The sequence below is a fragment of the Paludisphaera soli genome, assembly GCF_011064595.1.
Classification (GTDB): Bacteria; Planctomycetota; Planctomycetia; order Isosphaerales; family Isosphaeraceae; genus Paludisphaera; species Paludisphaera soli.
This window is the reverse complement of record NZ_JAALJI010000018.1, coordinates 15,008-33,173: the sequence shown is the minus strand read 5'-3', so window position 1 is coordinate 33,173 and position 18,166 is coordinate 15,008. Positions and strand designations below refer to the sequence as shown.

The window sequence follows — 18,166 nt, the reverse complement described above, 5'->3', positions numbered from 1 at the left end:
CGACGAGGGGTCGTCGCGTCACTCGGGCGCCGACTCCGCCGCGGGCTCGGCCGCCGGGACCGGCTTGCCGTCGAGCAGGTCGCGCAGGGCGTGCACCGCCCCGGCGGCGGGGACGCGCCACTGGCGGCAGGAGTCGCGATCGCGGAACGTGACGGTGTCGTCGGTCGTGGTCTGGCTGTCGACGGTGATGCAGAACGGCGTGCCGGCCTCGTCCTGGCGACGGTAGCGACGGCCGATGGCGCCCTTCTCGTCGTACGAGACGTTATGGCTCTTCTTCAGCTCGCGGTAGATCGCCTCGGCCTTCTCGGGCATGCCGTCGCGTTTCACCAGCGGGAACACGGCGGCCTTCACCGGCGCGATCCTGGGGTGGAACTTCAGCACGGTCCGGGTCTCGCCGGCCACCTCGTCCTCCTGGTAGGCCTCGCACAGGAAGGCCAGGGTGGCGCGGTCGGCGCCGGCGGAGGGCTCGATGACGTGGGGGGTGAACCGCTCCTTCTTCTCCTCGTCGAAGTAGGAGAGGTCCTTGCCGCTGAACTTCATGTGCTGGGTCAGGTCGTAGTCGCCGCGGTGGGCGATCCCCTCCAGCTCGCTGACGCCGAACGGGAAGGCGTACTCGATGTCGGCCGTGGCCGTCGAGTAGAACGCCAGCTCCTCGGCGTCGTGGTCGCGGAGCCGGAGCTTCTCGGACTTCAGGCCCAGCCCGGTGTACCAGGCGAACCGGGCGTCGCGCCAGTACTTGTACCAGTCCTTCGCCTCCTCGGGGCGGCAGAAGAACTCGATCTCCATCTGCTCGAACTCGCGCGAGCGGAACGTGAAGTTGCGCGGGTTGATCTCGTTGCGGAAGCTCTTGCCCACCTGCGCGATCCCGAACGGCAGCTTCACCCGCGCCGTGTCGACCACGTTCTTGAAGTTGGCGAAGATCCCCTGCGCCGTCTCGGGCCGCAGGTACGCGACGTTCGACTCCGACTCCAGCGCCCCGACGTACGTCTTGAACATCAGGTTGAACGAGCGCGGCTCGGTGAGCGTGCCGGCCTCCTCGGTGGAGGGGCCGATGACCTTGATCCGGTCGTCGGCGGCGATCTCCAGGTAGGGCGTGACGACCGGCGGGTCGGCGGGCTTGCCGAACTTCTTGGCGAGCTTCGCCGCGCGCTTCTCGGCCGGGCCGGCGGCCTCCTCGGGCGAGCCTCCCAGGCCGGCGAGCCAGGCCTCGGTCGGCTCCCCCTTGGCGTTGGTCGCGGGGAAGAGGTAGGCGAAGACGTACATCTGGTCGGCCCGGTACCGCTCCTTCGTCGCCCGGCAGTCGACCATCGGGTCGCTGAACCCGCCGACGTGCCCCGACGCCTCCCAGACCCGCGGATTCATGATGATCGAGCAGTCCAGCCCGACCATGTCGTCGCGCATCTGGACGTTGTCGCGCCACCAGGCGTCCTTGATGTTCCGCTTCAGCTCCACGCCCAGCGGGCCGTAGTCCCAGAACCCGTTGATCCCGCCGTAGACCTCGCTCGAAGGGAAGATGAACCCCCGCCGCTTGCACAGCGAGACCAGCTTGTCCATTTCCAGTTCCATCGTCGTTCCTTTTTCCCCTTGGAGGCCGAAGCCGCCCGCCTTCTCTTCTTGTCTCGTCTTCTTCGCTCGCTAGTCCGAGAGCACCAGCCGCAGCGGGTCGCGGGCCAGCTCGACGACCGCCCGGCAGTCGGCGCGGTTGAGGGTCGCGGCGAGTTCCACGTCGTCCCCCAGGCCGAGTTCCACCACCCGACGCCCGCCCTTCCCGCGCCTCAGGTAGCGGACCAGGGGGGGCTGCTCGCCGGGGCGGTCGCCGAGGGCCTCGTAGGACCGGACGATTTCCTGGACGTGCTCCCACATCCCCCGGGCGATCTCGGCCTCGTCGTTCCCCAGCTCGTGCTCCAGGTCGACGAACCGGCCGGCGAACGCGCCGGCGAGCAGCGCGTCCTCGTAGCTGATCGCGCCGTCGGTCCCTGCGCAGACCAGGTGGATGGGCCGCTCCTCGTGGATCAGCCGCTGGACGGTCGGCGCGAAGTTCACGAACGCGCCGATCAGGACCGTCTCGGCCTCCAGGCAGGCGAGCAAGGCGCGTGTGCCGTTGGTGGTGGTCATCACCAGCGTCTTGCCCCGGCAGGCGTCCGTCGTGTAGTCGCCCGGCGAATTCCCCAGGTCGAACCCCGCGATCCGCTCGCCGCGACGCTCTCCCCCCAGCAGGGCCGTCCCCCGGGGGAGCCGCGCGGCGATCGTGCGAGCCTCGTCGATCTCCCCGCAGGGGATGACCGCGGCGCAGCCATGCGTCAGGGCGTGGACGATCGTCGTCGAGGCCCTTAGGACGTCGATCACGACCGCCACCCCGCCCCGCAGGGCCCCGGGCGGTATCGTCGACGGAAGCAGATGCACCGAAACCATCCCGACCCCCTCCCGTCCCGGCCCGGCGGACCGCCGCCCGGATTTCAACCAGCGATTATGTCACAGCCGCCCCCGCCTGGGGAGCCCCCGGCGCTCCGGCCGCCGAATCGAAGCCCCCGGAGCCGAACGGTGACGGTGGACGAGGGTGAGCGCCGCCGGAGCCTCGATCCAGATCCCAACACCCATCTCCACATGGCGGGGGAAGCTGGACAGAAGGGCGGGATGATCGGGGGACGAGCCCGGGAACCGTCCGCCATAACCGATGACGGCGAAGCCGAATCGATCAGCGTTCGGTCATCGAGCATCCCTGAATGCGTCCCAACATCCAGGAGTCCCACCCATGGTGCGAAAGGACTCCCGGCCGGAGCCGGATCGGGCGATCGAGCCGTCGCCGTTTCGCTGGGCTCGTCCGCGAGCCGCCGGCCATTCCCCCGCTCGCCCTCGACCCCGTCGCGGACGCCAGCTCAGGCGGGCTTCGCCGGGTCGTCGGGCGAGGAGAAGTAGGCGACGGCTTCGCGATACGCCCGCTCCACGGCCTGGAACTCGGCCGGGTTCCCGCCCGCATCGGGGTGCTTCTCCCGGGCGAGTCGTCGGTAGGCGGCCTTGATCGACTCGGTCGAGCAAGGAAAACCGACGTCGAGCACCGCGCACCAGGGGTGCCGAGAGGTCAGGTCCGCATGGACGCCCTGGATGCCCTTCTCCTCGCTGGCGTAGAAGTACGAACCGCGGTGCGGCACCCGCCCCTCGCGCCTCAGCATATCGCGGTCGACGGCCAGCGTCCGCGGCTTCGGCGCCTCCGGGCCGCCGGCTTCCCTGCCGTGCCACTCCTCCTCGCGGAAGGGCTCCCGGTCGATGTAGAGCTTCCCGGCGGTCTGTCGGACGATCCGGTGCTTGACGATCTCGACCTCGCCGCGGGAACCGGCCTGCTCGCTCTCGGACGCGGCGTACAGGAAGGCCAGGCGGGCTGGGGCGTCCGCCTTCGCCGGGGCGCGGCGACTGAGCCGGCTCTTCGGCTTCTCCCGGGCCGCGCCTTCCTCGGTTCGGGCCGGCCCGCCGCGCTTGAAGGCCGACGCCCACTTCGACGGCAGCCGCTTCGCTCCCGCGCCGGCCGATTCGACGGCCCGGCTCTCGGCCGCCTGCGCCGACTTCTCATACCCGGTCGCCAGGGGCTTGGCGGCCTCCCTGGCGTCGGACTCCGAGGCCCAGACGATCCAGCACCAGCGCCCGATCCCGACCGAGCAGCAGGCGTAGGCCGCTTCTTCGTCCTGAATCCTGTCCACCGAACCGCTCCGTTCCTGAATCCTGAATGGGGAAGACGAGGCCGGTCATCCTTCGCGATCGCCCCGCGAGGGGAGGGCCGCGTCCGCTTCCAGCGGGAGGCGGAGCTGCCGGCCCTCGTGCGGCTCCGCGTCGACGTCGAGCGAGGAGAGCGTCACGCCGAGCAGCCTGATCCCCTTGCCGACCGGGAAGAGCGGCTCCAGGAGGGCGGACACGAGGCCCTCGAACGCGGGACGCGACGTGATCGGCGCGTCGCTGGTCCGACTGCGGGTGATCTGCCGGAAGTCGGAGTACTTGGCCTTGAGCGTCGCCGTCCGTCCGCTGACGCCGGACGCTTCGCAGCAGGACCACACCTTGGCGATGAGCGGCTCCAGGGCGGCGCGGGCTTCCTCGGCGGTGAAGAGGTCGGCCCCGAACGTCGTCTCGGCGCCGATCGACTTGCGGACGCGATCGGGGCGGACGGGCCGTTCATCGACGCCCCTCGCCAGCGAGTAGTAATACGGGCCGGCCTTTCCGAAGTGCTCCTGAAGAAACGCCAGTGACCGGGCCCTCAGGTCCCCCCCCGTGTGGATCCCGAGCGCCTCCATCTTCGCCCGGGTCACGGGGCCGATCCCGTGGAACTTCCCCACGGGGAGGCCCTCCACAAAGGCCGGCCCCCGCTTCGGGGTGATGACGAACAGGCCGTCGGGCTTCCGCTCGTCGGACGCGATCTTGGCGAGGAACTTGTTGTAGGAGACGCCGGCCGACGCGGTCAGGCCGGTCTCGCCGCGGATCCTCGCCCGGATCTCCTCGGCGATCGCGGTGGCCGAGGGGCTCGCCTTGAGGTTCTCGGTGACGTCGAGATAGGCCTCGTCGAGCGAGAGCGGCTCGACCAGGGGCGTGTACTCGGCGAAGATCGCGCGAATCTGGTGCGAGACCGACCGATAGACGTCGAACCGCGGCTTCACGAAGATCAGCCCGGGGCACTTCCGCTTCGCGCTGATCGAGGACATCGCGGAACGGACCCCGAATCGGCGGGCCTCGTAGCTGGCGGCCGCCACGACGCCCCGCTCGCGCGATCCGCCGACGGCCACCGGCTGGCCGCGAAGTTCCGGGCGGTCGCGCTGCTCGACGGAAGCGTAGAAGGCGTCCATGTCGATATGGATGATTTTCTGTTGCCGTTCCGGGCGAACCACGTTCACGCCCTCGTTCCCGCTGATCGCTCGCCGAGGCCAGCCTCCTCCGCATCCGAGAGGGGGACTCCGGGAGTCTACCACAAGCGACGCCAAGGAGTGTACAAAAAGTACGTCGGGGTGCCACCGGGAATTCCGGGCCGTCCGAAGGCCCGGCCCAAGATCGTGGCCCGACGGACGAATCGCGGGGTGAGGCCTCGTCGACGAGGTCGGCATCCATCTCGGGAGGCGACATGACCACGCCGCGATGTTCCAAGTGCTCACACGCGATGGACGAGGGCTTCATCCTGGAGCATACCCAAGGGGGCTATCTCCAGGCCCAGTGGGTCGCGGGGCCGCCTCAACGCACCTGGTGGATGGGCCTGAAGATCCGGGGGCGGGAGGTGCGGCCCATCGTCTCGTTCTGCTGCTCCCGGTGCGGGCACCTGGAGTCCTACGCGAAGCCCGACGGGGCCTGAGCGGCCCCTCGGCTTCGAACGAGGAAGACGCCTCGCGCCGGGCCGAGGCCGGGGGCGGGCGTCTTCGCGAAAGGCCGAGTCGATTGGAGCGCGGCTCAGCGGTTGAAGGCCTTGGCGATGCCGTAGACCACCACCGCACCGACGATCCCTCCGCCGAACAGCATGTACAGCATCGAGTATTCGATCGCGGCGTGGAACACGGGGATTTGCGTGAGAATATGCATCGGATTCGCCTCCCGTCAGGAATTGGGGACCTGCCCCCCGACGCGGCCGACCGGGTCGGTCACGGACGAGGGAACATGCGTTTTCATGGTGTTTGAAGAACGCAAACCCCGCGCCAAAACCTCGGGAGCGGGGAATGGCGGCGATCCCGGACGGTTGGGATTCAGTCGATCGTGGCGGGCTTGCGGGCGGAGGCCTCGGCCTTGCGGGGCTCGGGCTTCTCCTCGTCCTCGGCGTCGCCCTCGGAAGCCGCCTTGCGGCGGTCGGCGGCGGCCTTGCGGCGGTCGGCGGCGGTCTGGCGGGCCTCGGCCAGGGCGCGTTTCTGAGCGGGGGTCAGCACGTCCTCGCAGTCGGCCATCAGGCGTTCGCGCAGGTCGTCGGCCTTCTTCTCGGCCTCCTGGATCTGGGGCTGATAGCGGGCCTCCAGCTTGTAGATCGACTCCTTCTGCTCGGCGGTCAGGCTCAGGCCGCCGAAGTACATGGGGACCCGGTGGGTGGGGTCGGGAGCGGAGCGGGCGGATTTGGCCTTTGGCGCGGGGGCTTCGTCCTCGTCGGCGGCCGGCGCGGCCTTCTTGGCGGTCTTCGCCTTGGCCGTCGGGGCCTTGCGAGGGGCCTCCTCCTGGGCGATCGTCGGCGGGACCATGCCCGCCAGGGCGAAGGACATCAGCGTCGCGACGGCGGCCGAGGCCGTCGTCTTCCGAACCAGGCTCGTCATGGGACCGACCTCTCCGGGAGTACGAGGGTAGGGGACGGGCGTCAAGTGCCGACCCTTTCCCAAAGGCTAGTTCATGGGCCTTCGCCGTCGCAATCCCGGAGCCCGCAATCTTGATTGATTGCGGCGATTTCTCAACAAGGCACGCGATTCGCTAGGGTGCTGGACGACAGCCGATCGGCGTCGAGGCGTCGCCGCCAAGATCCGGGCCGTCCGCGACGAACAGCTATCCGGCCCCGCGGATCGACCCGAGTGGGGTCGACGGTGTCCGTCCGGACGCCCTCCCGAGGCGGGGGGGCTGAGGCTTTACCCTGATCTGGCCGGGCGTTACGATCTTCGGCAGGTCGGCCCCGGGCCCACGCGCCGCCGGGTCGTCGTCCCCAGCATCTCGCCGCATTGGAGAATTTCCCGACATGTCCACCGACGTCAAGACCACCGAAGTCCCCACGCCCGCGCCCCGTCGTCGCGAGAAGGGGATCAAGATTTTCATGTGGCCGAAGGTGATCTACATCTTCCCGTCGGCCATCGTCGCCTTGATCTGCGCGGTGGGGATGTACTGGCTGCCGAACAAGACCTACGACGCCAGCGTGCCGCCGACGCCGGTGATCGTCGACGACGCGACCGCGAAGGCCAATGCAAACGCCACGCCCGCGGTCCTGGACCCGAACGCCCCGGCACCCACCGCCAACGTCGTGGCCGGCCCGCCGATGACCCGCCGCGAGCGGTTCAACACGCCCCAGAACCTGCTGGGCATCCTGTTCCTGTCCATCCTGGCGTTCAACCTGGTGGTCATGGGGCTGGACTTCCCCCGGTTCGAGCTGGTGGGGCTCATCCTGGCGATCCTCTTCGCGATCTTCTTCGTGCTCTGGCTGGGGGCGTTCTTCGACCTCGACCTGATGCGGCCGATCAACACCCTGCTGGGGTCGATCTACACCTTCGCCAACGCCGGCTTCTACCTGGCCTACGCGCTGATGGTCTTCGGGGTGATGTTGGTGGTCTACACCACTCGTTGGCTCGACTACTGGGAGATCCTCCCCAACGAGATCCTCCACCACCACGGCCCGCTCAGCGACCTCGAACGGTTCCCGACCTTGAACCTGAAGTTCGACAAGGAGATCCCCGACGTGCTGGAGTACCTGATGCTCGGCTCGGGCCGGCTGGTCCTCCGGGTCCCCAACGTCCAGCGCGAGATCATCCTGGAGAACGTGCTGTTCATCAACTCCAAGGAGGAGGCCCTGAAGCGGCTGATGAGCCGGCTCGACGTCCGGATCACCACCGACCAGGAGACCCCCCTGGTCTAACCCGCACGCCCCGCGTCGTCCCGCCCCGGCCCGATCGGCCTCGCCTATCAGTCGGGCCGGGAGGCACGGGCGGCGGCGTTGGCGGCCGTCAGGTGGGGCCGCCAGAGGGCCTCGGGGGCCGCGGCGAGCGGGGCCTCCACCGGATCCTCCAGAAGCTCCTTCAGGATCGCGCCATTCAGCACGTCCTCGATGTCCCGGAGCCGGCGGGCCACGAAGGCGCCGTCGAGCACCCGGTGGTCGTAGATCAGCTTCACCATGACCCGGCCCGCCTGGGGGTCGATCGGCCCGAAGGTCAGGGTCGTGGTCAGGGGCGAGATCGGGTGGATCTGCTCCGCCCCCAGGGCCCCGTAGCTGCTCAGGCCGAACGTCCCGAACCGCTTGCAACGCTTGAAGCCCGAGATGTTCAGCGTGCTCCACCACAGGAACCGCCGCACCGGCCGCGGCACCCGGCTGAACCGCAGCGCCTGGCGGAAGAAGCCCACTTCCTCCAGCGGACGATTCTTGTACTCCAGCAAGGCCCCCTGGAGCTGCACCAACGACTGCCGCTCCGGCGCCCGGAAGAGCCCCACGAACACCCCGTCCTCGCCGTCGTACTGGCGCTCGATCGCCACGGCGCAGTTCATCCAGGGATGCTCATAGATCCGCGGCCAGGGGAACTCCAGGTACGACCGACGCAGCGGCGAGTGCTCCGCCCCCACCAGCGCGTACGCCTTCATGAACAGGCACGACCACGACGGCCGCATCGGGTGCGCGGCCCGAGGCCCGGCCAGCGCCGAGACGTCGAACGCCCGGCTCACCGGCGCCGAGGGGATCTTGTGGGCGAAATGAACCAGGTCCCCGATGAACCCCCGCGGTCCGGTCGGCGACAGGTATCGTCCCTTCGGCTCGTGCATCCATGCACCTCGCTCAAGACGACGAATGGAAGGCGGACTGCTCTCGGGAGGCCTCCGGCGAGGCGAGTCGCCCGGACCCCCCGGCGGCGTCAGTTCTCGACGACCGCGAATCAAGGCCCGGAGGCTACAACAAAACCCCCCGGGTGGGAAGCCGAAGGCCCCGGAATGCCCGCCCCGGCGACCTCGCGTCGCCCGGCCCGGCCTCACCCCCGGATGCCCCTCGTCCCCGTCCGCACATCCCTTCATGTCGGCCTGCCCCGCCCCGCGAGTCCAACCTCTTTGCCGCACCGCCGGGATTGGGCCGCTCCGCAACGAGAACCGGCCGCCGCAGACCGCGCAACCAACTTCTCGGCAATCATTTCCGACACAGGAACCCCTGAGACCGACGACGGAACGCCCATCGAGGGACGGCTTGTCGCACGGCCCGCCCCCCGGCGACGGAACCCGGCCGTATCGGTTTCCGGGGGGTCGAAAGGGCTCGCCGCGACCCGGAAGCGGGCCTCGCCGAGCCCAAGCGCGCGGTCGGCGGGGCCACGGCGAGGCGGAAGGGGCCCGCGCCCGGGTAGAATCGAGAGGCCCTCGACGCTGGAGGGGCCGGCGGGTCGGGCGATTGGGCCGCCCGCGGCCGAGCTGGACCGGGAGTGAGACGATGAAGCTGGAACTCTGCCCGCGCGTGACGGACCTGCCGCCCTTCGCCGTGGTCGATCAGGAATTCGACAGGCCGCGCGAGGCGGACGTGCCCGCGGCGGTGGTCCGGGAGCTGGCGAGGCTCTTCTCAGACCGACAGGCGCTGGCCGGGAAGGTCGTCGGGCTCACGATGCCCAGCCGGGGGATCCGCGACATCCAGGCGGTCGTCCGGACGGCCGTCGCCTTCCTCAAGCCGCATTGCCGGGAGGTCCGGATCCTCACGGCGATGGGCACGCACGGCGGCGGGACGGCCGAGGGCGAGCTGGAGATGGCGGCCTCGCGAGGGGTGACCGACGCCGAGGTCGGCGCGCGGATCTTCTCGAGCATGGCGACGCGCCACATCGCCACGGTGGGGGATGTCGAGGTCCACGTCTCGGAGGATGCGCTGGCGTGCGACCTGGTGGTCCTGGTCAACCGGATCAAGGAACATACGGACATCGACTGGCCCACGCTGCTCCCGGAAGGGTGCTACGGCTTGGAGTCCGGCTTCGCGAAGATCCTGGCGCTGGGGCTCTCGAAGATGCGGGCGATCGAGATGCACAAGCATATCCCCGGCATCGGGCTGGGCGCCGCCATCGAGATCTCGGCGCGCCGCACGCTCGGCGGCACGGAGCTGAGGATCGCCGGCGGCCTGGGCGTGGTCGAGAACGGCTTCGACGAGACGGCCGAGATCGTCGGCGCCCCCGTCGACACGGTCGACCGCTTCTTCGCGATCGAGGCCGCCGCACTCGAGCGTTCGAAGGCGCGGATGCCCTCGCTGCCCGTCATGGACCTCGACCTTCTCTACTGCGCCTATCTCGGCAAGGACAAGTCGGGCCAGGGCATGCACACGAAGACGATCGGCCGGTCGCCTTACGGGTACGTCCAGGGGCGGGCGTGGAAGTCGTCGATGCCGCGGATCCACACGATCATCGGCGGGCGGCTCACCGAGGGGAGCCACGGCAACGCGATCGGCGTCGGCCTCTGCCAGTTCATCACGCGGCGATTCGACGAGGCCGTGGACTGGGAGCGGACGGCCGTGAACTGCCTCTCGGCGCTGACGCCCAACCAGGCCATGCGGCCGATCGTCTGCGAGAACGATCTCGACGCCCTCAGGCTGGCCCTCGCCGTCTGCCCCTCAGGCCCCCGAGGCGTCCGCGCGGCCCTGATCCACAGCACGCTCGAGATGACGCGGCTGCTCCTCACGCCCGCGGCGATCGCCGACCTCCCTGGCGGATCGCGCGCCCGGGTGGTCGCCGCCCCGGAGCCGCTCCGCTTCGACGCAGGGGGTTATCTGGAACTCGACCGATACTGGGGCGACAGCGATTAGGCGGATCCGCCGGACGGCCGCGCGAGGGGTCCGGAGACCGGTCGCTTGTGGGGCGGGCCGGCGGCGGATAACCTCGCTTTCGAAATCGGCGCCGCATGGCGGCGGACCGCGGACGAGGCTCCGCAGCACGTCGCCGACATCGGGAACACTCCGGAGTTCGTCACAGTGATCGGGATCGACCTCGGCGGCAAGGTGGCGCTCGTGACCGGCGCGGGGCAGGGGCTCGGGCGGGCCACCGCGGCTCGCCTGCATGCCGCCGGGGCGAGCGTCGTCGTCAATTACCCGCCGGACGAGAGCGGCCGGAACGCGGAGCTGGCCCGGGAGGTCGCCGCCAGCTTCGGCGACCGGGCCGTCGCGCTGCCCGCCGACGTGCGCGACCCCGCGCAGGTCGACGACCTGACGGCGGCGATCCGCGACCGATTCGGCCGGCTCGACGTGGTCGTGAACAACGCGGCCGTCATCCGCGACCGGACCGTCAAGAAGATGACCGACGAGGACTGGCGGGCCGTCATCGAGACGGACCTCACCGGAGTCTTCCACGTGTGTCGCGCGGCGGCCGCGATCCTGTCGGACGGCGGGCGGATCGTGAACCTCGCCTCGATCTCGGGCGTGGTGGGCTTCTTCGGCCAGGCCAACTACGCGGCGGCCAAGGCCGGCGTCATCGCCCTGACCAAGGTCCTGAGCAAGGAGCTGGCCTCGCGGCGGATCACGGTCAACGCCGTGGCCCCCGGGGTGGTGCTGACCGACATGGGGAAGACGATCCCCGAGGAGGTCCGCGCCCGGATGCTGGCCGAGATCCCGCTCGGCCGCTTCGGCGAGCCCGAGGAGATCGCCGACGCAATCCTGTTCCTCGCCAGCGACCTGGCGTCCTACGTCACCGGCCAGACCGTCCACGTCAACGGGGGCTGGTGGTCGTGAGCAGCCGCATCGGGCGGCTGCTCTGCTCGGCTTCCGAGGCGGCCGAAGTCATCGAGGACGGCCAGACCGTCGTGAGCGGCGGCTTCGTCGGCGCGGCGCACCCGGAGGCCCTCACCGAGGCGATCGAGGCCCGTTTCCTCGGCTCCGGCCGTCCCCGCGGCTTGACGCTGCTCTACGCCGCGGGCCAGGGCGACGGCGTCGGCCGGGGGCTGAATCACCTGGGACATCGGGGGCTCCTGGCTCGCGTGATCGGCGGGCACTGGGGGCTCGCCCCCCGGATCGGCCGGCTCGCCCTCGCGAACGAGATCGAGGCCTACAACTTCCCCCAGGGGGTCATCTGCCACCTGCTGCGCGACATCGCCGCCGGCCGGCCGGGGTGCATCACCGCCGTAGGGCTGGGGACCTTCATCGACCCGATCCATCAGGGCGGGCGGCTCAATGCGCGGTCCACGGCCGAGATGGTCAGCCGCATCCAGATCGACGGCCGCGACTGGCTCTTCTATCGCGCCATGCCGGTCCACGTGGGCCTGATCCGAGGCTCGGCCGCGGACATCCACGGCAACCTCCTGATGGACGAGGAGGCGATCGTCGGCGAGGTCCTGGCGATCGCCCAGGCCGTCCACAACTGCGGCGGCACGGTGATCGCCCAGGTCCGGCGGCTGCTCCCCCACGCGGCGCCGCCGATGTCGGTGCGGGTCCCCGGGGTCCTGATCGACCGCGTGGTCGTGGCGGCCGCCGAGCAGCACGACCAGACCTTCGCCGAGCGGGACAATCCCGCGTACTACCGCGCGGCCGAGGAGGACGGCCCGGTGCGGCGACCAGAGCTGCCCGCGGGCGCCCGGCGCATCATCGCGTCGCGAGCCTGCGACGAGCTGAGGCCGGGCGCGATCGCCAACCTGGGGATCGGGACGCCGGAAGGCGTCGCGCTGATCGCGGCCGAGCGCGGGCTCCTCGGCGAGGTGACCCTCACCGTCGAGAGCGGGCCCATCGGCGGCGTCCCGGCCGGGGGGCTGAGCTTCGGCGCGTCGTCCCACCCCCAGGCGATCATCGACCAGCCGGCGCAGTTCGATTTCTACGACGGCGGCGGCCTCGACTTCGCCGCCCTCGGCGCCGCCGAGATCGACCGTCGGGGGAACGTGAACGTCTCGCGGTTCGGCGACCGGCTCGCGGGCGTGGGGGGCTTCGTCAACATCTCCCAGAACGCGCGACGTGTGGTCTTCTGCGGCACGCTGACGTCCGGCGGGCTCGAGATCGAGGTCGCGCGGGGCCGCTTGCGGATCGTCCGCGAGGGCCGGTCCCGCAAGTTCGTCGCCGACGTGGCGCAGCTCTCGTACGCCGCCGACGTCGCCCGGCGCAAGGGCCAGGAGGCGCTCTACGTCACCGAGCGGGCCGTGTTCCGACTCGCGGACGAGGGCCTCGCATTGATCGAGGTCGCGCCGGGGATCGACCTCGCTCGCGACGTGCTCGACCAGATGGAATTCCGTCCGATCGTCCGACAGCCGAGGCTCATGCCGGCTTCCTCGTTCGACCGGGACACCGGAGGCTGATGATGGCGGGAGTCTGCATCGTCGCGGCGCGTCGGACCGTCCTGGGACGCTTCCTCGGGAAGCTCAAGGATGCATCCCCGGTCGACCTGGCCTGCGCGGCGGCCCGGCCGGTCCTGGAGGGGGTCGACCCCGCGAGCGTCGACCAGGTGATCGTGGGCAACGTCCTGGGCGCGGGCCAGGGGATGAACGTCGCGCGCCAGGTCGGCGTCCGGTCGGGGCTCCCGTCGGAGGTCCCGGCGTTCACCGTCAACATGATGTGCGGCTCGGGCCTGCAGGCCGTGCGTCTGGCGGCCCAGGCGATCCAGGGCGGGGAGGCGAGGGCGATCCTCTGCGGCGGGACCGAATCCATGTCGGGCTCGCCTTATCTGGTCCCGAGGGCCCGTCAGGGCCTGAAGCTGGGCGACGCCGCGCTGGTCGACTCGATCCTCCGCGACGGGCTGGTCGACGCCTTCGACGGCCGCCACATGGGCCTGCTGGTCGAGGACATGGCCGCATCCCGCAGCATCGGCCGTCGTCGGCAGGACGAGTGGGCGGTCCGAAGCCAGGCTCGCTACGCCGCCGCCGAGGCCTCCGGCGCCTTCGCCGACGAGCGGGTCCCGCTGCGAGGCCTGGACGCCGACGAGCATCCCCGGCCCGGAGCGACGCTCGACGCGCTCGCGAAGCTGGGCGGGGCCTTCGCGACGGACGGCTCCGTGACGGCCGGGAACGCCAGCGGCATCAACGACGGCGCGGCCATGCTGCTCCTGGCCGATCGCGAGTTCGCGGAGCGCGAATCCTGGCCCATCCTCTGCGAATGGGTCGATTCCGCCCTGGTCGGGTGCGAGCCGGCCTCGATGGGCCTCGGCCCGGTGTACGCCCTGCGGCGGCTCTGCGAGCGGACGCGCCTGACGCTCGCGGAGTGCGACGCGATCGAGATCAACGAGGCCTTCGCGGCGCAGGTCCTCGCGTGCCTGGACGATCTCCAAGTCGACGAAGGGTCGGTGAACCGCTGCGGCGGGGCGATCGCGCTGGGACATCCGATCGGGGCCAGCGGGGCGAGGTTGGTCGTCCACGCCGCCCACCAGATCCACCGGGGGGCGGCGCGGCAGGCGGCCGTCAGCCTCTGCGTCGGTGGCGGCATGGGCGTCGCCGCCCTTTTGCGCCATCCGGACTGATCCTCGAACCCCGTATTGGAAGGAGCGCCCATGGCGATCGAGGTCGGCGCCATCGCCCTGGCCCTGGGCTTGTTGATGTTCGTCGCCTATCGCGGCCTGCCTGTGATCCTCTTCGCGCCCCTGTGCGCCCTGCTGGCCGCGGCGCTGTCCGGCCTGCCGCTCCTGCCCAGCTACACCGACCTGTTCATGACGGGCGTGGCCGGATTCGTCCGGTCGTTCTTCCCGCTCTTCCTGCTGGGGGCCGTCTTCGGCAAGCTCATCGACGGCAGCGGCTCCGCGGCCGCCATCGCCGCCGCGACGATCCGGGCGCTGGGGACGCGTCACGCGATCCCGGCGGTGGTCCTCGCCGGGGCCGTGCTGACCTACGGAGGCGTCTCGCTGTTCGTCGTCGTGTTCGCGGTCTACCCGCTCGGCGCGGCGCTCTTCCGGGACGCGGGGATCCCCAAGCGGCTGCTCCCGGCGGCGATCGCCTTGGGGACTTTCACGTTCACGATGGATGCGTTCCCCGGCACGCCACAGATCCAGAACATCATCCCTACGCGGTTCTTCGAGACCGACGCCTACGCGGCCCCGCTCGTGGGCCTGACCGGAGGGACCCTGGTGCTGATCGGCGGCCTGACCTGGCTGGATCGGCGTCGGGCCTGGGCGGAAGTCGCGGGCGAGGGCTACGGCGCCGGCCATATCCACGAGCCCGAGGCCCGAGCCAGGGGCGACCTCCCGTCGCTCTTCGCGGCGGTCCTGCCCTTGCTGCTGGTGCTCGCGGTCAACTTCACCCTGAGCCGGACGGCCTGGTCGATCGACGCGTGGTATCCCGAGGCTTCGCTCCGAAAGGACTTCCCGGCGACCAACCCTCGGGAAGCGGCGCCGACATGGGCCGTCATCGTCGCCCTGTCGGTCGGGATCGCGACCACGCTGGCCTTGCACGCACGGCGGATGCGGGTCTCCCTGCCGGCCTTGCTCTCGACGGCGACGGCGGGGGCCCTGCCGGCGGTCTTCAACACGGCCTCCGAGGTCGGGTTCGGCACGGTCGTCAAGTCGTTGCCGGGCTTCGGCGCGGTCCGGAGCTGGGTGCTCGACGTCAGCGGCAACGTGCTCGTCTCCGAGGCCGTCGCCGTGAACGTGCTGGCCGGGATCACGGGATCGGCCTCCGGGGGCCTGTCGATCGCGCTGGAGGTGATGGGCGGGCACTACCTGGAGGCGGCCCAACGGCAGGGGATCAGCCCGGAGCTGCTGCACCGGATCGCGTCGATGGCCTCCGGCGGCATGGACACGCTGCCGCACAACGGGGCGGTGATCACGCTCCTGGCCGTCGCGGGCCTGACCCATCGCCAATCGTACCCGGACATCTTCGCGATCACGATCATCAAGACTGCCGTGGTCTTCTTCCTGGCCCTGTCGGCGGCGTGGCTGCCGGGCTGACGCGACGAGCCGACGACCGCACCCCTTCCGGAAAGCGACCGCTTCGGCGATGATCCGGGTTTCGCCCCCCTCTCCCGGAGATTCCCATGACCGGAAAGCCGCTCGCCGGCCTGATCGCAGGCGTGTTCGCCGCCACTCTGGCCGTCGCCCCGGGCGCCCCGCCCGACGAGCCGACCAGGGAAGCCGCCCCGACCGCCACAGCGGCCGAGGCCCGGCAGAGGGCGAAGCTGCTCCACGGCCTGATCCACGATACGCTCCAGGTCGTGCATGCCCGCTACTTCAGAGAGGGCGAAAGGCTCATGATCCCGGCGGCGGCGCTCAAGGACGTGTTCCGGGAGATGGAGGAGCGCGACGGCGTCCGGCTCCGCTGGCTGGTCGTCGACGGCAAGGCGATGAACATCGACCACGAACCGCGCGACGACTTCGAGAAGGCCGCGGCCGAGGCCCTCGCGGCGGGCGAAGCCGGGCACGAGGCCGCCGAAGACGGCCTCTACCGCTTCGCCGGCCCGATCATGCTGAAGGCCGAATGCCTGAAATGCCACATGCCGAGCCGCAGCAGCAACAGGCCTCGCACGGCCGGGCTCCTGATCACGATCCCGGTCGGCGAGCGATGAGACGCCCGCCCGGACCGCCCCGGCGAGGCCCGACGAGAGCGAGGCCGGACGCATGAGGCGGCCCGCCCTCCGATTCCTCCGGACGAACTCGTCCGAGGCTTCGGGGCGTCCGACGAGCGGGGCGGGGGTTCGCGTCCCGGCGGGGCCACTCTTGCGGCGGGCGCCGGACTTCGCCCGTGGATACGCGAACCGACTTCGAACCGTCGAAGACGATTCGCGCCGTCGCCCCGGCGGTTTCGGAATCCCGGGCGGTTGGCTGCGCTTTTGCATTAACCCATCTCCAGGCCTCGCAATCTGGGGAAAAGGCCGGCGCGCGCCGGTTCCCATCTCCTTTCAAGACCTGGATCGGACGAATCGCGGGGGTCGCTCCGCGCAACGCGTCCCCGATGGATATGCGACATGAGCGCCGAGACGGCCAGCCCCTCACCGACCGAGACAATCAAGCAGATCCCATGCGTCGCGCGGCGACGCCGCTATCTGCCAGGCTTGAGCAAGTTCCTCGGCTACTACGCCGCCTACCTGGCGCTCGTCGCCGGGGCCGTCGTCTTGCCGGGGTGGCCGGTCAAGGCTTTCTGCGTCGCGGCCGCGTCGCTCGCCATCGCGGGCCTCTACGTCCTCGGCCATGACGCGGGCCACGGCAGCCTGGTCCCGGGCTACCGACTGAACCGATGGCTCGCGCGCCTGGCCTTCCTCCCCGCCTACGCCCCGCTCGCCTCGTGGCACCGCGCCCATGTGTTCCTGCACCATAACTTCCTCCGCGTGCGCGGCAAGGACATGGTGTGGATGCCCTGGTCGCTCGACGATTACCAGGCGGCGTCTATCTGGAGGCGGGGCTGGTATCGATTCCTGCGGACGTTGCCGGGCCTGTCCTTCTACTGGACCGTGGGCAACTGGTTCCCCTACCTGCTGTTCCCGCCCGGTGCCGCGCTCGGCCCCCGGCTGAAGCAGTTCCACCTGGATCGGATCCTGGTCCTCGGCTTCGCCGGCGTCCTCTTCGCCGCCCTGAGCCTGCTGGCCCAGGCCGCCCAGGCCTGGCCCTGGGCCGAGCCGGTGGGGCCCGCGGGAGTGTTGCTCCTCGGCCTCGTCGCGCCTTACCTCTGCTGGACGTGGCTGGTGGGCCTGATCGACCTGGTGCACCACACGCACCCGCGGTCCATATGCTTCGCCGACTCGTCTGAGTGGGACTACTACGACGCCACCGTGAAAAGCACGGTTCACGTGATCCTGCCGTTCGGCCTCCACTGGCTGGCGAACAACATCCTGGAGCACAACGCCCACCACGTCGATCCGCGCGTGCCGCTGCACAACCTCTCGGAGGCCCAGGGTTGCCTCCAGGCCGCCTATCCCGAGGACATCCACGTCGAGCACCTGACCCTGGGATACACGCTCTGGCTCTTCCGGACGTGCCGGCTCTACGACTACGAGCGGCGGCGGTGGCTCGATTACGACGGGACGCCGACCAGCGAATCCATGAGGCCCGCGGCGTTCGGGGTAGCCGGTCCTTCCTGACGTCGCGGCGGACCGCCGGCCGGGGCCTGCCTCGCGTCCGGCCCTCGTTGCTCACGCCCCACATGACGGCCCGGGGCTTCGGCCGCGACCCGATGTCCTGGCGTCGGCCGACGTGCCGAGGCGGAGTATGCGCCCCGGACGGCGAGCGTCGACGGTGGGGCCTCGACGCATCAGGCCTGGCGGACGCTGTTCCCACGGATCGTGCTGCTCCGCCGCTCCTCGCACGGCCGGCTGAACATCCGCAGCCGGGTCAAGCTGAGCGCGGTTCCGGGAGCTGTCGAAACGGGCCTGGTAGGCGGATCATGCGCCGTAACAGGCGACTGCCTCTCGGGGTAGAGCTTCGCCCAAGCCGTTCGGTCCTTCCTTTGAGGTTGGGCCCGCGTTACTAGCGTTCTTGTTTGGGACAGAGTGCTTGTCGAGTCCCTTCCGGCCGCCGAGCCGGCTGATGCGTCCGACCTGGTGCGGCAACCTTGTCGCGAGGTTCTCGACCTGCGGCGGGAGATCGACGAACGGCGCCGGCAGGACGGCTCCTGGAAGGGGGATTGCAGCCACCCGCCCGCG

General features: G+C 70.4%; 16 protein-coding genes. 9 read left to right on the top strand and 7 right to left on the bottom strand.

What is annotated here, in order from left to right:
- Positions 1-18 precede the first annotated feature (18 nt).
- The 4 genes from G6O68_RS20640 to dinB all read right to left on the bottom strand — a co-directional run bounded on the left by G6O68_RS20640 (position 19) and on the right by dinB (position 4,823).
- Positions 19-1,566 carry a glycine--tRNA ligase gene (locus tag G6O68_RS20640; RefSeq protein ID WP_240911408.1) on the bottom strand — a complete coding sequence of 516 codons (1,548 nt, stop codon included), beginning with the start codon at positions 1,564-1,566 and terminating at the stop codon, positions 19-21.
- A 69-nt stretch (positions 1,567-1,635) separates the two neighbouring features.
- Positions 1,636-2,412: a 2-phosphosulfolactate phosphatase gene (locus G6O68_RS20635; protein ID WP_165250535.1), complete on the bottom strand. Its 777-nt coding sequence runs from the start codon at positions 2,410-2,412 to the stop codon at positions 1,636-1,638.
- A gap of 464 nt (positions 2,413-2,876) precedes the next feature.
- Positions 2,877-3,692 carry a DnaJ domain-containing protein gene (locus tag G6O68_RS32435; RefSeq protein WP_206108167.1) on the bottom strand — a complete coding sequence of 272 codons (816 nt, stop codon included), beginning with the start codon at positions 3,690-3,692 and terminating at the stop codon, positions 2,877-2,879.
- Between the two features lie 45 nt (positions 3,693-3,737).
- Entirely contained in the window at positions 3,738-4,823 is a 1,086-nt protein-coding gene (gene dinB, locus G6O68_RS20625; RefSeq protein WP_390625388.1) for a DNA polymerase IV, read from the bottom strand.
- A gap of 272 nt (positions 4,824-5,095) precedes the next feature.
- Here dinB and G6O68_RS20620 point away from each other — a divergent pair, with 272 nt between their 5' ends.
- Entirely contained in the window at positions 5,096-5,320 is a 225-nt protein-coding gene (locus G6O68_RS20620; protein ID WP_165250534.1) for a hypothetical protein, read from the top strand.
- A gap of 95 nt (positions 5,321-5,415) precedes the next feature.
- Here G6O68_RS20620 and G6O68_RS33340 read toward each other — a convergent pair whose 3' ends face one another.
- Together G6O68_RS33340 and G6O68_RS20615 are read right to left on the bottom strand one after the other, a co-directional pair.
- On the bottom strand, positions 5,416-5,544 hold the full coding sequence (locus G6O68_RS33340; protein ID WP_261345608.1) for a hypothetical protein: 129 nt from the start codon (positions 5,542-5,544) through the stop codon (positions 5,416-5,418).
- Between the two features lie 161 nt (positions 5,545-5,705).
- Complete coding sequence (locus G6O68_RS20615; protein ID WP_165250533.1) at positions 5,706-6,257, bottom strand: hypothetical protein; 552 nt, start codon at positions 6,255-6,257, stop codon at positions 5,706-5,708.
- Positions 6,258-6,667: 410 nt separating this feature from the next.
- Here G6O68_RS20615 and G6O68_RS20610 point away from each other — a divergent pair, with 410 nt between their 5' ends.
- Positions 6,668-7,555, top strand: a complete 888-nt coding sequence (locus G6O68_RS20610) for a hypothetical protein (protein WP_165250532.1) — start codon at positions 6,668-6,670, stop codon at positions 7,553-7,555.
- A gap of 47 nt (positions 7,556-7,602) precedes the next feature.
- Here G6O68_RS20610 and G6O68_RS20605 read toward each other — a convergent pair whose 3' ends face one another.
- Entirely contained in the window at positions 7,603-8,448 is an 846-nt protein-coding gene (locus G6O68_RS20605; RefSeq protein ID WP_206108166.1) for a hypothetical protein, read from the bottom strand.
- Positions 8,449-9,097: 649 nt separating this feature from the next.
- Here G6O68_RS20605 and G6O68_RS20600 point away from each other — a divergent pair.
- From G6O68_RS20600 to G6O68_RS20570, 7 genes are all read left to right on the top strand, one after another.
- Positions 9,098-10,444 (top strand): hypothetical protein, encoded by a 1,347-nt coding sequence (locus tag G6O68_RS20600; RefSeq protein ID WP_165250531.1) that lies wholly within the window; start codon positions 9,098-9,100, stop codon positions 10,442-10,444.
- Positions 10,445-10,609: 165 nt separating this feature from the next.
- Positions 10,610-11,362 (top strand): 3-oxoacyl-ACP reductase FabG, encoded by a 753-nt coding sequence (gene fabG / locus G6O68_RS20595; RefSeq protein ID WP_206108165.1) that lies wholly within the window; start codon positions 10,610-10,612, stop codon positions 11,360-11,362.
- Positions 11,359-12,909: an acyl CoA:acetate/3-ketoacid CoA transferase gene (locus G6O68_RS20590; protein WP_165250530.1), complete on the top strand. Its 1,551-nt coding sequence runs from the start codon at positions 11,359-11,361 to the stop codon at positions 12,907-12,909. The genes fabG and G6O68_RS20590 overlap by 4 nt, the downstream gene beginning before the upstream one ends.
- The gene (locus G6O68_RS20585; protein WP_206108164.1) at positions 12,909-14,063 is read left to right on the top strand and encodes an acetyl-CoA C-acyltransferase; all 1,155 of its coding nucleotides are present in this window, start codon (positions 12,909-12,911) and stop codon (positions 14,061-14,063) included. The genes G6O68_RS20590 and G6O68_RS20585 overlap by 1 nt, the downstream gene beginning before the upstream one ends.
- A gap of 30 nt (positions 14,064-14,093) precedes the next feature.
- On the top strand, positions 14,094-15,482 hold the full coding sequence (locus tag G6O68_RS20580) for a GntP family permease (RefSeq protein WP_165250529.1): 1,389 nt from the start codon (positions 14,094-14,096) through the stop codon (positions 15,480-15,482).
- 86 nt (positions 15,483-15,568) lie between these two features.
- Positions 15,569-16,096 (top strand): c-type heme family protein, encoded by a 528-nt coding sequence (locus G6O68_RS20575; protein ID WP_165250528.1) that lies wholly within the window; start codon positions 15,569-15,571, stop codon positions 16,094-16,096.
- A 399-nt stretch (positions 16,097-16,495) separates the two neighbouring features.
- Positions 16,496-17,605: a fatty acid desaturase gene (locus G6O68_RS20570; protein WP_165250527.1), complete on the top strand. Its 1,110-nt coding sequence runs from the start codon at positions 16,496-16,498 to the stop codon at positions 17,603-17,605.
- Positions 17,606-18,166 lie beyond the last annotated feature (561 nt).